Origin of the sequence: Streptomyces sp. NPDC002795 (assembly GCF_042888725.1) — a bacterium.
In the GTDB taxonomy this organism is placed as follows: Bacteria; Actinomycetota; Actinomycetes; order Streptomycetales; family Streptomycetaceae; genus Streptomyces.
Genome location: NZ_JBIAQB010000007.1, coordinates 54337 through 68758, shown reverse-complemented (window position 1 = coordinate 68758; position 14422 = coordinate 54337). Strand labels below are relative to the sequence as shown.

Below are 14422 nucleotides of genomic sequence, written 5' to 3'. Positions count from 1 at the left end.
AAGGAGTGACTCCCTCCAGCGATGGACGGATCGTCCGGTAGTACCTGCGCCGCCCCCTCCCGACAAGGCGCGCCCCGCGCGCTGACGTCCCCGGAGGCGGCGGCATGACCATCCCGTTGCTGCTCCTAGCGGCCGCTTTCCTCCTGATCCTCGCCAATGGCTTCTTCGTGGCGGCCGAATTCGGCCTCGTCACCGTGGAGCGCCCCGACGCGGAGAAGGCCGCGGCCGCGGGCGACAAACGCGCCCGTACCGTTGTCAACGCCCTCAAGCAGCTGTCCTTCCAGCTCTCCGGCACCCAGCTCGGCATCACCATCACCTCACTGGTCGTCGGCATGCTCGCCGAACCGGCCCTCGCCGAGCTGCTGCGCGGCCCCTTCACCGCCACCGGCCTGCCCGAGGGCGCCGTCGGCGGCTTCTCCGTCGTCGTCGGCATGCTGCTGGCGTCCGCCGTGCAGATGGTGATCGGCGAACTCGTGCCGAAGAACTGGGCGGTGTCGAAGCCGCTTCAGGTCGCCCGATTCGTGGCCGGCCCGCAGCACGCCTTCTCTCGCCTGTTCCGGCCGGTCATCGCCCTGCTCAACGCGGTGGCGAACCGGATCGTGCGCGCGCTCGGCGTGGAGCCCGCCGACGAACTCGCCTCTGCCCGCACCCCGGGCGAACTGGTCTCCCTGGCAAGGCACTCCGCGCAGGCGGGCGCCCTGGAACAGGACACGGCCGACCTGTTCGTCCGCACCCTGTCGCTCGCCGGACTGACCGCGCAGCACGTCATGACGCCGCGCGTGAAGGTCAGCGCGCTGCAGGCGTCCGCGACCGCCGAGGACGTGGTCAACCTGACCCGCGCCACGGGCCTTTCCCGCTTCCCGGTCTACCGGGAGCGGATCGACGAGATCATCGGCATGGTCCACCTCAAGGACGCCCTCGCGATGCCCGCGCACGAACGGCTGCGCACGCCGGTCGGTCGCATCGCACAACCCCCGCTGCTCGTCCCCGAGACCCTCCCCGTACAGCCCCTGCTGGCCCGGCTGCGCAGCGAGCAGCCGATCGCCGTCGTCGTCGACGAGTACGGAGGCACGGCCGGGGTCGTCACCCTGGAGGACATCGTGGAGGAGCTCGTCGGCGAGGTCCGCGACGAGCACGACGGACTCGACCTTCCCGAACTGGCGGTCGCCCCGGCCGAGGACGGCCGCCCCGCCTGGGACGCCGACGGCGCCTGCCGTGTCGACATCCTGCGCCGCATAGGCCTCGACGTCCCCGAGGGCCCCTACGAGACGGTGGCCGGGCTCGTCGCCGATCTCCTGGGCCGTATCCCGGCCCCCGGCGACAAGGCCGAACTTCCCGGCTGGCGCCTGTCGGTGCGCGCCGTCGACCACTACCGGGCCGAGCGCGTCCGCATCGTCAAGGCGGCGGACGCCCCGCTGCCCGTTCTGGAGGCGGCCCGATGAGCGCGCTGCAACTCGTCTTCGCCGCCCTGCTGGTCCTCGCCAACGGCTTCTTCGTCGGCGCGGAGTTCGCCCTCGTGTCGGTCCGCCGAAGCCAGATCGAACCCGTCCCCGGCAAGCGGGCCAAGCAGGTCCTGTACGGCCTGGAGCACCTGCCGCAGATGATGGCGGCGGCCCAGTTCGGCATCACCATCTGCTCGCTGACCCTGGGCGCGGTGGCCGAACCGACCGTGGCCCACCTCCTGGAGCCCGTCTTCGAGGCGGCCCACGTCCCGCACGGCATGATCCACCCGCTCGGGTACGTGATCGCGCTCGCGGCCGTGATCTTCTTCCACCTCGTCATCGGCGAGATGGTGCCGAAGAACCTGGCGATGGCGGCCCCGGAGAAGACGGCGCTGTGGTTCAGCCCCGGCCTCGTCGCCTTCGCCCGCCTCTGCAAGCCGGTCACCATCGCGCTTGGCGCCTGCGCCCGGCTGATCCTCAAGCTCTTCCGGGTCGAGCCGAAGGACGAGGTGGAGGCGGTCTTCACGAGCGAGCAGCTCAACCGTCTCGTGGAGGACTCGGGCCAGGCGGGTCTCCTCGGCCCGGAGGAACAGGAGCGCCTGGAGGACGCCCTGGAACTGGGTTCCCGCCCGGTGACGGACGTCCTGATCGACCGCGCCTCCCTGGTGACGGTCGGCCCCGCGGTCACCCCGGCCGAGATCATCGGGCTCACGGGCCGCACGGGCTACTCGCGCTTCCCGCTCTGCTCCGAGGACGGCGCGTTCATGGGCTACCTCCACATCAAGGACGTCCTCGACCTGATCGAGGGGCCCGACATCGACCGCGCGGTGCCGCAGCAGCTCTGGCGCCCCATGGCCACGCTGAGGTCCGAACTCCCGCTGGACGACGCCCTCACGGTCATGCGCCGCGCGGCCACCCACCTGGCCCAGGTCGCGGACGCCTCCGGCCGCGTGCTCGGCCTGGTCGCCCTGGAGGACGTACTGGAACTCCTGGTCGGCGAGGTCACCGACCCGACCCACCGAGAGCCGGAGCAGCCTCGGGTCCCGGTGGCCCGAAAGCGCGAGGGGGCGTTGGCGTAACCAAGCGGCCCGGCGGCAGGTGAGCAAGTCAAGCCCCGCCGGCGATTGAGGCGCGGGGTCCGGGGCAGAGCCCCGAGACGTCAACCCCGTTTCGGGCGCACAGGGGCCGTCCGCCACAGAGTCACCCGGCGGACGGCCCCCGCCCCGACAACACCTCGCCATACGCCTGCATCAAATCCGGCAACCGCAACGTCGCCAGATCATCCCGAGTAGGCTCCACCGCATACCCGGTAAGCCGCAGATCGCGATACGCACACGACTTCTCGTACAGCGTCCGCAGGAACCGCCCGTTCCCGAGCTCGTCGATCCACCCCTGGTCCACCACATGCCCGGCGATCGAGCGGAGCTCGTCCCGCGCCTCCTCGTCCCACACATCCCCGTTCTCCCCGGCCAACACCTCACCGATCGCGGTGAGTTCGAGCGGCCGGTACGACGGAAAGTCGACCCGCGTCGTGAACCGCGACGAAAGACCCGGGTTGGCCGCGAGCAGCCGGTCCATCCCCTCCGGATACCCGGCGAGGATCACCACCAGATGATCGCGGTTGTCCTCCGCCCGCTTCAGCAGCACCTGAAGCGCCTCGTCGCCGTACGCGTCGCCCTTCCCGTAGCCGGAGTTGGACAGCGCGTACGCCTCGTCGACGAACAGCACCCCACCGAGCGCCGAGTCGATGAGCTCATTCGCCTTCACGGCGGTCTGCCCCAGATACTCGCCCACCAGGTCCGCCCGCTGCGCCTCCACGAGGTGGTCCCCGCCGAGCAGCCCGAGCGCGTAGAAGACCCGCCCCAGAATCCGCGCCACGGTCGTCTTGCCCGTACCCGAGGGCCCGGAGAACACGAAGTGCCGCTTCGGCGGCTGGACCGGCAGCCCCTGCCCGGACCGCAGCCGCGCCATGTTCAACTGGGCGGACAGCGCCTTCACTTGGCGCTTCACGGGCTCCAGGCCCACCATCCGCTCCAGCTCGGTGAGCGCCTCCTCCAGGAGCACCGGATCCGTGCTGCTGGCCGGCGGCGGCGCGGGCACCGGCACCACGGCCTTCTGCCGCACCATGTCGGTGTCGTCCGCGGCCGCGCCCCCTGGAGGCGGCAGATCGGGGTCGGTCACCTTCAGGTTGCGCCCGTCGCTCTCGTACAGCGGATCGCCCGCGTCGCCGTCGCCCCCGTCCTGGTACCCGGTCATGGAAAGCGGCGTGAGGTCGGCCCCGTCGGCGAAGTCCCCGTACCCGTCCCCCTCGGCGATCGCCGCGAGCCGCGCGGAGGTGTCCATGAAGGCCGGATCGACCCGGTGCACCGCCCGGTACAGGGGGAGCGCGGCCGCCGAACGCCCCGTGCCCTCATGGGCCCTGGCCAGCCAGTAGCGCAGCTCCTTGCGCTGTGGCTGCTCGCTGCGACAGCGCATCAGGGCCGAGGAGAGCAGCGGCTCCGCCTGCCCGTACATCTCCAGGCGCACCCGGGCCATGCCGCCGAAGAGGCCGGCCTCGATGCCGAGCATCGGGTCGTTCGTCAACGGGTCGGTGTGTCGGACCAGTTGATCCCAGTCCTTCACCAGGTACGAGCGGCAGGCGTGCAGGAACCGCACCTGTGGATCCGCGTCGAACGGCGGCAGCGTGGCCAACGCCCGGTCGAGGTCGGGGACATGGCGTCCGTCCAGCCAGTGCGAGGCGTGCGCGAGCAGCAGGTCGCGCGAGTGCTCGAGCACCGGCTGCACCCACCAGCCCAGCCAGTACCAGGAGTTGAGTGTGCGCCGGTGGCGTACGCGCTGCTCGCCGAACCGGTCGCGGTGCCGGAACATGCGCAGCAGCGCCGTCGTCGTGTCGACGCGCAGGGCGTGCAGCCCGAGCCAGCCGTCGGCCATCCCAGGGTCCATCCGTACCGCCGTGCGGAATTCGTCCTCCGCCTGCGGATACGCACCCATGGTGTAGGCGTCGACGCCTCGCAGCCAGGCGAGGTCGGCCGGGCCGGCCTGTGCACCGGTGCCGAAGTCCATCACGTCCCCCACAAGCCGTGCCCCCGATGAACCGCTCTGTCATGGACGGGAGTTGTCACGATGCGGACAGCGAGCCGCCCGTAGACCGCACCGAGGGCATCGTACCTGCGGGGGCATGCCCGGCCGTAGGGCGCGACCCGGTCGGATCGGGGTCCGGGCGGGGGGATTCGGCGCAGGTGAACGCGGCGCCGGACGGTGACCCAGGGTGAGCGAAGCACGCCTCGGTGCGCTCGGCGAGGGGCATTGTGGGCAGAACGAAGCCCCCGATCACGGGGGAACAACCGGGGGCTTCGTGTCTGTAGGCGGACCCGAAAGGCCGCACATTGAGAACGTAAGTCCTGTACGGCCCCTCGGTCAAGCAGAGTTGGAGCTCTCGCGGAAAGTGGCGGAAGGGTGTTTCCAGAGGTTCACCGCACCGCTGGCGGTCCATCACCGTGAGTGACGGACGCCTTCAAGGGTGGGATCCCGCCAGGTCCTTTTCGCACCTCATATCCCTCCGGGCACTCGCGTACCAAGAGGTGCGCGAAGGGGAGGGACGGGTTCACTTGGAAGTGCTCCCGCTCCGCTGGGATCCAGCCGTCCCAGAACTCTCGCTGCGCCTCGCCGTCCCGGGCCCGCCCTCGCGCCCACGCCGCCTCACCGGGCATGTCGAGCCACAGCAACATCGCGAGTTCCGGCCGAAGTTCGCTCCGTCCCGCCCCCACGCCCTCGATCAGGACGACGTCCGAGGGAGGCAGCTCGCGCACGGCGTCGTAGCGGCGGGCATGCCAGTCGTACGTCTCGTAGCGCGCGGCCTCCCCGCGGGAGAGCGGGGCGAGGACCTGGGTGCGCAGGCGCTCGGTCCAGGCGAAGAGCGCGTCGTGGCTCGCGAGGTCGTCGAGGCGCAGGACGGGCGCCCCGCCGAGCGCCTCCGCGAGCCGCGCCGCGAAGGTCGACTTGCCGGAACCCGCGTGCCCGTCGATGCCGACGAGCCGCACGGGGCCGCAGGAGGGCGGCAGCCGGCGGATCCGGTCGGCGCAGTCGGCGAGGGGCACATGGTGGTAGCTCACGGCCGCAAGGGTACGACGCCGCCCGGATCGGTTTCGCGCACGCCGCCGCAGGTCATGCCAGTGGTGAAGACCAATATTTGTGCCGGTGACCCGCTGCGGAACGCTGGTGGAAATCCCGCCCCGGCGGCCATAGTTGGCGCACTCTGTCACGTCAGTCTCCGTCTCCGTCACGCCCGTCAGAACCGACGACCGAGGGATCAGCCGATGACCCGACCCGAAACCCCGTCCCCGCTCTCCCGGAGAACCGTTCTCGCGGCGGCGGCGGGCGCGGCGCTCGCCACGACGGCCGCGGCGGGCTCCGCGCGCGCCGCCGCCCCCGGGCAGCAGTCCGCACACGCCGCACGGAAGGGCGCCGTGAACCGCTCCGTGGACAACCGCACCTGGACGACGTCCGCCGACTGGCGCTCCGGCACCGCGCACGGCACGCGCGTCGTGGGCGGCGCGCGCCCCGGCGTGACGATCGGCGCGCCCGCCGGCACGACGACGTACAAGGATCCGCACCTGAACAAGACGGCCGAGTGGGAGTACGCCGAGTGGCTCTCGCCGGTCCACGCGCTCTCGGTCCCCGCCACCGAGGTCATCGCGTCCTGGAACGCGCACACCCCGAAGGGCACCTGGATCCAGATCGAACTCCGGGGCACCTACACGGACGGCGCCGCGACCCCCTGGTACGTGATGGGCCGCTGGACGGCCGGCGACGACAAGGACGCCGACATCCGGCGCACGTCCGTGGACGACCAGTCGGACGGGAAGTCGAGCGTCTGGACGGACACGTTCTCCATCGACGACGCGGCCTCGGGCCTGCGCCTGGTCTCGTACCGGCTGCGCCTGAGGCTGCTGCGCGCGCCGGGGTCGAAGGCGGCGCCCACGGTGTGGCGCCTGGGTGCGATGGGCTCGGACGTCCCGGACCGCTTCACGGTGCCCGCGTCCACGCCGGGCCTCGCCAAGGAGCTGAAGGTCCCGCGCTACTCGCAGAACACCCACGTCGGCCAGTACCCCGAGTACGACAACGGGGGAGAGGCCTGGTGCAGCCCCACGTCCTCGCAGATGATCATCGAGTACTGGGGCCGGAAGCCTACGCCCGCGCAGCTGGCCTGGGTGGACCCCTCGTACGCCGATCCGCAGGTCTGTCACGCGGCACGTTATACGTATGACTACCAGTACGAGGGCTGCGGAAACTGGCCGTTCAACGCGGCGTACGCGGCGACGTACAAGGACCTCCAGGGCGTCGTCACCCGCCTCTCCTCCCTCGCCGACCTGGAGAAGCTGATCGCGGCGGGTGTCCCGGCCATAACGTCCCAGTCGTTCCTCAAGGAGGAGCTGACCGGTGCGGGTTACGGCACGGCCGGACACCTGATGACGGTCATCGGCTTCACCGCCGACGGCGACGTGATCGCCAACGACCCGGCCTCGCCGAGCAACGCCGCGGTCCGCCGCGTCTACAAGAGACGCGAGTGGGAGAACATCTGGCTGCGCACCAAGCGCTACAACGCGAGCGGCAAGGTCGTCTCCGGCACCGGCGGCGTCTGCTACCTGTACTTCCCGGCGCACCCGACCGAGAAGCAGCGCAAGGCGCTGGCGGCGGTGGGCGTGCGCTGACCGCCCGGGGCCGTGGACGCGCGGCGCGCCGACCAGTGATGCGGGTCATCCGGTGACGACAGGGTTCACCACCCAGTCCGGGTGGCCCGGCATCGGCGGGGTCCTCGAGCCGTACAGCCACGGGCGCAGGAAGCCCGTCAGGTCGTGGCCCGCGGTCTTCGAGGCGAGCGCGATGTAGTCGGCCGTCGACGCCGTCTTCCCCCGGTACCGGGTGACCCACGCCCGCTCGATCCTCGCGAAGGTCTCCGCCCCGACCTGCTCGCGCAGCGCGTACAGGACGAGCGCCGAGCCGTCGTAGCGCATCCGCTTGAAGAGGTTCGGCTCCGTGGGTCCGGCGGGGGCGCCGTAGTCGTGGCGCCACTGGTCGTGGTTCTCGTAGGCCGTCCTCATCGCGGCCTCGAAGCTGTCGCCGCCGTGCTCCTCGGAGTACCAGCGCTCGTAGAAGCGGGCGTGGCCCTCGCTCACCCACAGGTCGGACCAGGTGGCGATCCCGACGCTGTTGCCGAGCCACTGGTGGGCCAGCTCGTGGACGAGATCGCGTTCGGCGTCGACCTTCGTGCCGAGCAGATCCGCCTTCGGGACGAGTGACAGCGTCTGCGTCTCCAGGGCCACGCCGAGGTCCGTGTCACCGACGAGGACGCCGTAGCGGTCGAAGGGGTAGGGGCCCAACTTCTCCTGAAGCCACGTCAGATGGCCGGGGGTCAGGTCCCGGTACTGCTTGGTCGGCGCCACGAGCGCGTCCGGCACGACATCGCGCAGCGGCAGCCCGCCCGGCCCCGAGCTGTCGATCAACTGGAACTTTCCGATGGCCAGTTGGACCAGCTGCGTCGCGATCGGCTGCTCGGATTCGTACGTCCAGCGGACCCGCCCGTCGCTCCGCTCGGCGCGGTCGACGAGACGCCCGTTCGCGACGGCCGTCCGGTCGGCCGGGGTGGTCACGCGGAACGTGACGGGCGCGCGCCGGCTCGGGTGGTCATTGGACGGGAAGATCATCTTGGCGCCGTTCGGCTGCGGGTACAGGACCGTCCCGTCGGGCGTCGGGATCCAGCCGTAGTTCTCGATCGCGTCGTCGCGGTGGCGTACCTGCGTCGGGTCGGCGGTGTACCCGACCTTCACGGTGAACGCGCTGCCCTTGGGGATCGGCGAGGCGGGCGTGACGATCAGCTCGTCGCCGTCGCGCCGGGTCTGCGCGGCGCGGCCGTTCACGGTGACCGAGTGCAGCTCGTTCCCGGCGAAGTCGAGGTCGAAGCGGGACAGCGCCTGCGTCGCCGTGGCCTTGACGGTGGTGGAGGCGGCGAACGGGGTCCGGGGTCCCTGCCAGTCGAAGTCGAGCGTGTAGTGGCGCACGGTGTAGCCCCCGTTCCCGTCGAGCGGGAACATCGGGTCGCCGAGGCCCGCGGCGCCCGGCGCCGGGCGGTCGGTGGCCGCCCGGGAGACGGCCGCCGGGCCGGTCAGCGACGCGGTGACGGTGATCGCCGCGGCGAGGGCGAGACGGGTTCTGCGGCGTGGTGTCCGGTACGTACTCATCGGGAACCTTCCGGTCGGACGGAACGCGTCGCAGTGTGGGACGCGCGACGCGGCGGCCCGGTTGTACGTGACCAAGGTCTCTGCGGCGCGGCGGCGATCCGATGGCAAGGTGGAGGAGGCGCCACGGGGAGCACGGGCGCAGCCGGGGGAGTCAGGACCATCACAGCGACCCGAGCGAGACGCCCATGACCGCACATTCCGCCACCGCTTCCACGGCCGCCACGCGCACGCGCACCGGCGGGCCCGACGACAACGGGCCGAAGATCCTCGAACACGTCCTGGGCTGGACCTTCGTCGTGGTCCTCGCGATGCTCGTCACACAGCTCGGTCTGATGTGACCGGTCCGTCGCCCACCGCGACGTGACGCGCACCGCCCCGGTCCTCGCCACGCGCGCGTGAGGACGCCTCGGGAAATGCCATACTGCGGCATTCGCAAGGAGTCCGAGACCAGGGCCGGAATTGAACACTAGCCACCAGCGAGTGCGCGGCACCGAACGCTCCGCCGCCCGCCGCGCCGAACTCATCGCCATCGGACGGAAGTTGTTCGCCGACACGTCCTACGACACGCTGTCCATGGACGACATCGCGCAGCACGCGGGCGTGGCCAAGGGGCTGATCTACTACTACTTCGAGTCCAAGCGCGGCTACTACCTGGCGATCATCGAGGAGTCCGTCGGCGAACTCGTCGACGGCGCGAGCAGCGTCGGTGACTTGACCCCCGTGGAGCGCGTGCACCGCACGGTGGAGGGCTATCTGCGCTACGCCGAGCGCAACCAGGCGGCGTACCGCACGATCGTCACGGGCGGCGTGGGCTTCGACGCCCAGGTGCAGGCCATCAGGGACGGGGTGCGCGACGCGCTGATCGCCACCATCGCGCGTGCCGCGTACGGGACTTCGCGGGTGCCGCGGCTCGCGCGGACGGCGCTGCTCGGCTGGCTGTGCAGTGTCGAGGGCATCACGCTCGACTGGATCGGCCATCACGAGCTCGAACGGGACACGGTGCGCGCCCTGTTGGTGCGCACGCTCGGCGAAACCCTGCGGGTGATCGAGGAGTTCGAACCCTCGTACCCCGCACCGGTACTCCCCTGACCACGCGCGGGTACGCGCGCGTGGTCAGGGGAGCGTGTGTGGGTGCTTTCCAGGGCGGTCGTCTGTGGGGCTAGTTGATCGACTTGATCAGCTCACCGTCCGAGGTGTCCCCGGACAGCTCCCAGAAGAACGTGCCGCCCAGGCCCTGCTCGTTCTTGTAGTCCATCTTCCCGGCGATGGTCTGCGGGGTGTCGTAGCTCCACCAGTTGCTCCCGCAGTGCGCGTACGCGGTGCCGCCGACCGTGCCGGTGGCCGGGCACTTGCTCTTGAGCTCCTTGTAGTCGTCGATGCCCTGCTCGTACTTGCCGGCCGCGGGCCCGGTCGCCGTGCCACCGGGAGTGTCCTGTGTGACGCCGGTCCAGCCGCGCCCGTAGAACCCGATCCCGAGCAGCAGCTTGGAGGCGGGCACGCCCATCGCCTTGAGCTTGGCGATGGTGTCCGCGGAGTTCCAGCTCGCCTTCGGGATCCCGTCGTACGTGGTCAGCGGCGAGTGAGGGGCCGTGGGCCCCTGCGCGTCCCAGGCGCCGAAGTAGTCGTACGTCATCGGGTTGTACCAGTCGACGTACTGGGCGGTGCCCGCGTAGTCGGCGGCGTCCAGTTTGCCGCCCTCCGAGGCGTCGGCCGGGATGGCGGAGGTGACCAGGTAGTCGCCGCCGAACTTCGCACGCAGCGCCGACATCAGGTTCTTGTAGGCGTCGCGCCCGCTGGTGTCGCAGGTGAGGCCGCAGGCGTTCGGGTACTCCCAGTCGATGTCGATGCCGTCGAAGACATCGGCCCACTTGGAGTTCTCGACCAGGTCGTAGCAGGACTGGGCGAACGCGGCCGGGTCCTTGGCCGCCTCACCGAAACCGCCCGACCAGGTCCAACCGCCGAAGGACCAGAGGACCTTGAGGTCCGGGTGCTTCTTCTTCAGCTTCAGCAGCTGGTTGAAGTTGCCGCGCAGCGGCTGGTCCCAGGTGTCGGCGACACCGTCCACGGACTGATCCGCCGTGTACGCCTTGTCGGTCGCGGCGTAGGCGTCGCCCATCGCGCACTTGCCGCCCTGGACGTTGCCGAAGGCGTAGTTGATGTGCGTGAGCCGGTCCGCGGAGCCTGAGCTCTCGACGTTCTTGACGTGGTAGTTCCGGTCGTAGACACCCCACTCGGTGAAGTATCCGACGGCCTTCGAGCCGGCCGCTTTCGGCTCGGTGTCGGTCTGCTGCTGTGCGGCGGCGCTGCCCGCTCCGGCGAGCAGCCCCGCGCCGAGGACGGCGCAACATGCGGCGGAGAGGAGGGTCTTGAGGCCCCTTCGGGGGAGGTGCGGTCTGAGCATCGTGTCTCCTCGTGGGGGAGGGGAGCGTGGGGGATCGTGCTGTGGACCTGCGCGCCGCACCTTAGAAGGACTAGACCAGTGGGGTCAATGGTACGAACCAATTCCGCCGCCGCCGAAAAACTTGGAGTAAGCGGTCGTTAACCAGTGACGGGCCGCTCCGGATCGGGAATACTCAACACGCCGCGGCCGCTTGGTCTGCGCTTTCCGTGATCCGGAAGGGCAGCATCGGCCCGGCACCGACCATCCGGCGACGCCCGCCCACCCGGCGGCCGCCGCCGCAGCGCCCGCCCAGGGAGGAGAGCGTCGCCATGCCGGAGCCAGGAGTCGAGCGTCAGTTGCCGACGGACGAAGCTCAGGATCTGATGCGGCTCGTCCGCGACATCGTGCAGCGGGAGATCGCCCCGCGCGCGGCCGAGGACGAGGAGGCGGGCCGCTTCCCGCGCGAGACCTTCCGCCTCCTCTCCGAGTCGGGACTGCTCGGACTGCCCTACGATGCCGAGTTCGGCGGCGGCGAGCAGCCGTACGAGGTCTATCTCCAGGTCCTGGAGGAACTCGCGGCCGCCCGTCTCACGGTGGGCCTCGGCGTCAGCGTGCACTCGCTGTCCTGCCACGCCCTCGCGAACTTCGGGACGAAGCAGCAGCGCACCGAGCACCTGCCCGACATGCTGGGCGGCGGCCTGCTCGGTGCCTACTGCCTCTCCGAGCCGTCCTCCGGCTCCGACGCGGCGTCCTTGCGCACCAAGGCGATCCGCGACGGCGACGCGTGGGTGCTCACGGGAACGAAGGCCTGGATCACCCACGGCGGCGTCGCGGACTTCTACACGGTCCTGGCCCGCACCGGCGGCGAGGGCGCGCACGGCATCACGGCGTTCCTGGTGCCCGGTGACGCGGCGGGGCTGAGCGCGGCGGTCCCCGAGAAGAAGATGGGCATGAAGGGCTCGCCCACCGCCCAGATCCACTTCGACGGAGTGCGGGTGAGCGACGCGCGCCGTCTCGGGGACGAGGGGCAGGGCTTCCAGATCGCCCTCTCGGCGCTCGACTCGGGCCGCCTCGGAATCGCGGCCTGCGCGGTCGGCGTCGCGCAGGCCGCGCTCGACGCGGCGGTGGAGTACGCGAAGGGGCGCACCCAGTTCGGCCGGCCCGTCGCGGACTTCCAGGGCCTGCGCTTCATGCTCGCGGACATGGCCACGCAGATAGAGGCGGGCCGCGCCCTGTATCTGTCGGCGGCCCGGCTGCGGGACGCGGGCAGGCCCTTCTCCAAGCAGGCCGCCATGGCGAAGCTGCTGTGTACGGACGCCGCGATGAAGGTCACCACGGACGCGGTGCAGGTCCTCGGGGGGTACGGCTACACGGCCGACTTCCCCGTGGAGCGCCTGATGCGCGAGGCGAAGGTGCTCCAGATCGTCGAGGGCACCAATCAGATCCAGCGCATGGTCATCGCCCGTCACCTCGCCGGTCCTGAGAGGGGCCGGCAGTAGGTAGCCCCGCGACGCCGCGGGACCTACTGCCGGGCGCTCTGCACCGCGCTGAACTGCCCGGGGCGCACAGTGGGCGCGATCAACCGCGCCCACTCCGGGTCCTCGCGCCCCGGCAGTGTCCTGCCGCGCTCGGTCCAGGCCGTCATCAGCGCCTGGTAGATCGGGGGGTTGTGCAGACGCGGCTGGGGCGGCTGCGGCGGCCGGGCCTGCTGCGGCCGGGGGAGCGGCTGCGGCCCCGCGGGCTGGAGCGCGGGAGGTTGCGGGGGTTGTGCGGCCGGGGGCGTGGCTGGCGGCGGGGGCAGTGCGGCCTGCGGGGTGCGCTGAACCTGTGACGTGTGCGGGGGCTGCTGTTCCTGTGGCACCTGCCGGCCCTGGGGAAGCGGGTGGGACGTGGGGGACTGCCGGTTCTGGTGAACCGATTCTGCGGTAACCGGCACGAGGATGCGCCTGCGTCGTCCCGTGGGCGCAGGTGCCGAGGTCTGCGTCGAGGTCATGCCCTTTCAACGAAAGAGGGATCGGCGAGGTCACCGGTTGACGAATTCGAGCGTCAGTTCACCCCAAACTCGTACGCGTGGCACGGGCCGGTCGAACATCTGGCCAGCCAAGCCGAGCTGACGTACCGTCAACTCCGCCGCCGGGCAGGCCGCACCCCTCCGGGCGACGCCAACCACCGTGCCCCCAGGGAGGTTTGCCGTGTCCGCAGACGAGGCCGTCGACCGTCCTGTCGCCTTCGACGAGTGGCCCATCCACCAGGTCCCGCTGTCGATGAAGCACGTCGCCACCAGCGACCGCAACGCCTACGACCGCTGCATCTTCCATCTCTTCGACCCCGAGGGCCGGTTCCTGCTCATCCTCGGCCTCGGCGTCTATCCGAACCTGGGCGTGATCGACGCCTACGCCACCCTGCGCATCGGCGACACCCTGCACGCGGTCCGCGCCTCCGACGCCCTGAGCGAAGAGACGCGGATGAACATGCAGGTCGGCCCGCTGAAGATCCTGGTCGAGCGCCCCCTCAAGGACTTCATCCTCAGCTGCGCCGCCGACCCGGACGACCCCGACGGGCTCTCGTACGAGATCAACTGGAGCGCCGACTTCCCGGCCCTGTGGGAGCCGCACCACACGCAGCGCAAGGGGGCGCGGCTCACCCTGGAGGGCAAGCGGTTCGTGCAGGCGGGGCGGTGCGACGGGTGGCTGCGGATCGGGGGCCGGGAGATCCGGCTGAGCGACTGGACCGGGACCAGGGACCGGAGTTGGGGGGTGCGGCCGGTGCCGGGCGAGGAGGGCGGCCGGCTCGCGCAGGAGTACCCCACCGAGGGCTTCCACTGGATCTGGGCACCGATCCGCTTCGACGACCGCTTCCTCATGGTGATCACCCAGGAGGACGCCGACGGTTACCGCACCCTGAACGACGCCACGGTCGTCCGCGAGGGCCACCGCGACCGCCAACTCGGCTGGCCGCAGACCGACATCACCTACCGGCCCGGCACCCGCCACCCCGAGCGCGCGGTCATCCACCTCATGGACCCGGTCGACCGCAAACCCCTCGATGTGGACGTCGAGATCCTCGCCTCCTCCCCGCTCGCCGTCGGCGCGGGCTACCCACCTGCCGACGACTGGCAGCACGGGACCTGGCGCGGTCACGACTGGTGCGAGCGGCGGACGTACGACCTGTCGGACCCGACGGCCCACCCCCGGGCCGCGTACGGGGTCATCGACCACGCCGCCCGCTTCACCCTCGACGGGCAGGTCGGGCACGGCATCTTCGAGCACGGGTCCTTCGGCCGCCACGATCCGAGCGGCTTCACCGGCTTCGACTCGGTGGCCCCGGCTCCCGAGCGGTCGTAACCACCCCTCACGGACAGG

General features: G+C 70.9%; 12 protein-coding genes. 7 read left to right on the top strand and 5 right to left on the bottom strand.

All coding sequences use genetic code 11. The features are described 5' to 3' along the window. The first annotated feature begins 104 nt into the window (after window positions 1–104). A complete protein-coding gene (locus tag ACFYWS_RS21685) occupies window positions 105–1442 on the top strand; it encodes a hemolysin family protein (protein WP_389279018.1) in 1338 nt (445 codons plus the stop codon). Beyond that, on the top strand, window positions 1439–2521 hold the full coding sequence (locus tag ACFYWS_RS21680) for a hemolysin family protein (RefSeq protein ID WP_389279015.1): 1083 nt from the start codon (window positions 1439–1441) through the stop codon (window positions 2519–2521). Before ACFYWS_RS21685 ends, ACFYWS_RS21680 begins: the two co-directional genes overlap by 4 nt. Window positions 2522–2642: 121 nt before the next feature. On the opposite strand, the gene ACFYWS_RS21675 is transcribed toward ACFYWS_RS21680, so the two are convergent. Further along, the gene (locus ACFYWS_RS21675; RefSeq protein ID WP_389279012.1) at window positions 2643–4505 is read right to left on the bottom strand and encodes an AAA family ATPase; all 1863 of its coding nucleotides are present in this window, start codon (window positions 4503–4505) and stop codon (window positions 2643–2645) included. A 407-nt stretch (window positions 4506–4912) separates the two neighbouring features. Beyond that, on the bottom strand, window positions 4913–5554 hold the full coding sequence (locus tag ACFYWS_RS21670; RefSeq protein ID WP_389279009.1) for a uridine kinase: 642 nt from the start codon (window positions 5552–5554) through the stop codon (window positions 4913–4915). A 204-nt stretch (window positions 5555–5758) separates the two neighbouring features. On the opposite strand from ACFYWS_RS21670, the gene ACFYWS_RS21665 reads away from it, so the two are divergent. Then, window positions 5759–7153: a peptidase C39 family protein gene (locus ACFYWS_RS21665; protein WP_389279006.1), complete on the top strand. Its 1395-nt coding sequence runs from the start codon at window positions 5759–5761 to the stop codon at window positions 7151–7153. A 45-nt stretch (window positions 7154–7198) separates the two neighbouring features. Here ACFYWS_RS21665 and ACFYWS_RS21660 read toward each other — a convergent pair whose 3' ends face one another. Then, window positions 7199–8680 carry a M1 family metallopeptidase gene (locus ACFYWS_RS21660; protein ID WP_389279003.1) on the bottom strand — a complete coding sequence of 494 codons (1482 nt, stop codon included), beginning with the start codon at window positions 8678–8680 and terminating at the stop codon, window positions 7199–7201. 185 nt (window positions 8681–8865) lie between these two features. On the opposite strand from ACFYWS_RS21660, the gene ACFYWS_RS21655 reads away from it, so the two are divergent. After that, window positions 8866–9018 carry an SCO1431 family membrane protein gene (locus tag ACFYWS_RS21655; protein ID WP_389279000.1) on the top strand — a complete coding sequence of 51 codons (153 nt, stop codon included), beginning with the start codon at window positions 8866–8868 and terminating at the stop codon, window positions 9016–9018. Window positions 9019–9139: 121 nt separating this feature from the next. Beyond that, window positions 9140–9769: a TetR/AcrR family transcriptional regulator gene (locus ACFYWS_RS21650; protein ID WP_389278997.1), complete on the top strand. Its 630-nt coding sequence runs from the start codon at window positions 9140–9142 to the stop codon at window positions 9767–9769. A 70-nt stretch (window positions 9770–9839) separates the two neighbouring features. On the opposite strand, the gene ACFYWS_RS21645 is transcribed toward ACFYWS_RS21650, so the two are convergent. Next, a complete protein-coding gene (locus ACFYWS_RS21645) occupies window positions 9840–11081 on the bottom strand; it encodes a glycoside hydrolase family 18 protein (protein ID WP_389278994.1) in 1242 nt (413 codons plus the stop codon). Between the two features lie 308 nt (window positions 11082–11389). Here ACFYWS_RS21645 and ACFYWS_RS21640 point away from each other — a divergent pair, with 308 nt between their 5' ends. Then, window positions 11390–12559, top strand: coding sequence for an acyl-CoA dehydrogenase family protein (locus ACFYWS_RS21640; RefSeq protein ID WP_389278991.1), 1170 nt, complete (start codon window positions 11390–11392; stop codon window positions 12557–12559). Between the two features lie 23 nt (window positions 12560–12582). Here the strand turns inward: ACFYWS_RS21640 and ACFYWS_RS21635 are convergent, their stop codons facing one another. Beyond that, the gene (locus ACFYWS_RS21635; RefSeq protein ID WP_389278988.1) at window positions 12583–12705 is read right to left on the bottom strand and encodes a hypothetical protein; all 123 of its coding nucleotides are present in this window, start codon (window positions 12703–12705) and stop codon (window positions 12583–12585) included. Window positions 12706–13324: 619 nt separating this feature from the next. Between ACFYWS_RS21635 and ACFYWS_RS21630 the strand changes: the two genes are divergently transcribed. Continuing rightward, a complete protein-coding gene (locus ACFYWS_RS21630; RefSeq protein WP_389279798.1) occupies window positions 13325–14404 on the top strand; it encodes a hypothetical protein in 1080 nt (359 codons plus the stop codon). Window positions 14405–14422: the final 18 nt, after the last annotated feature.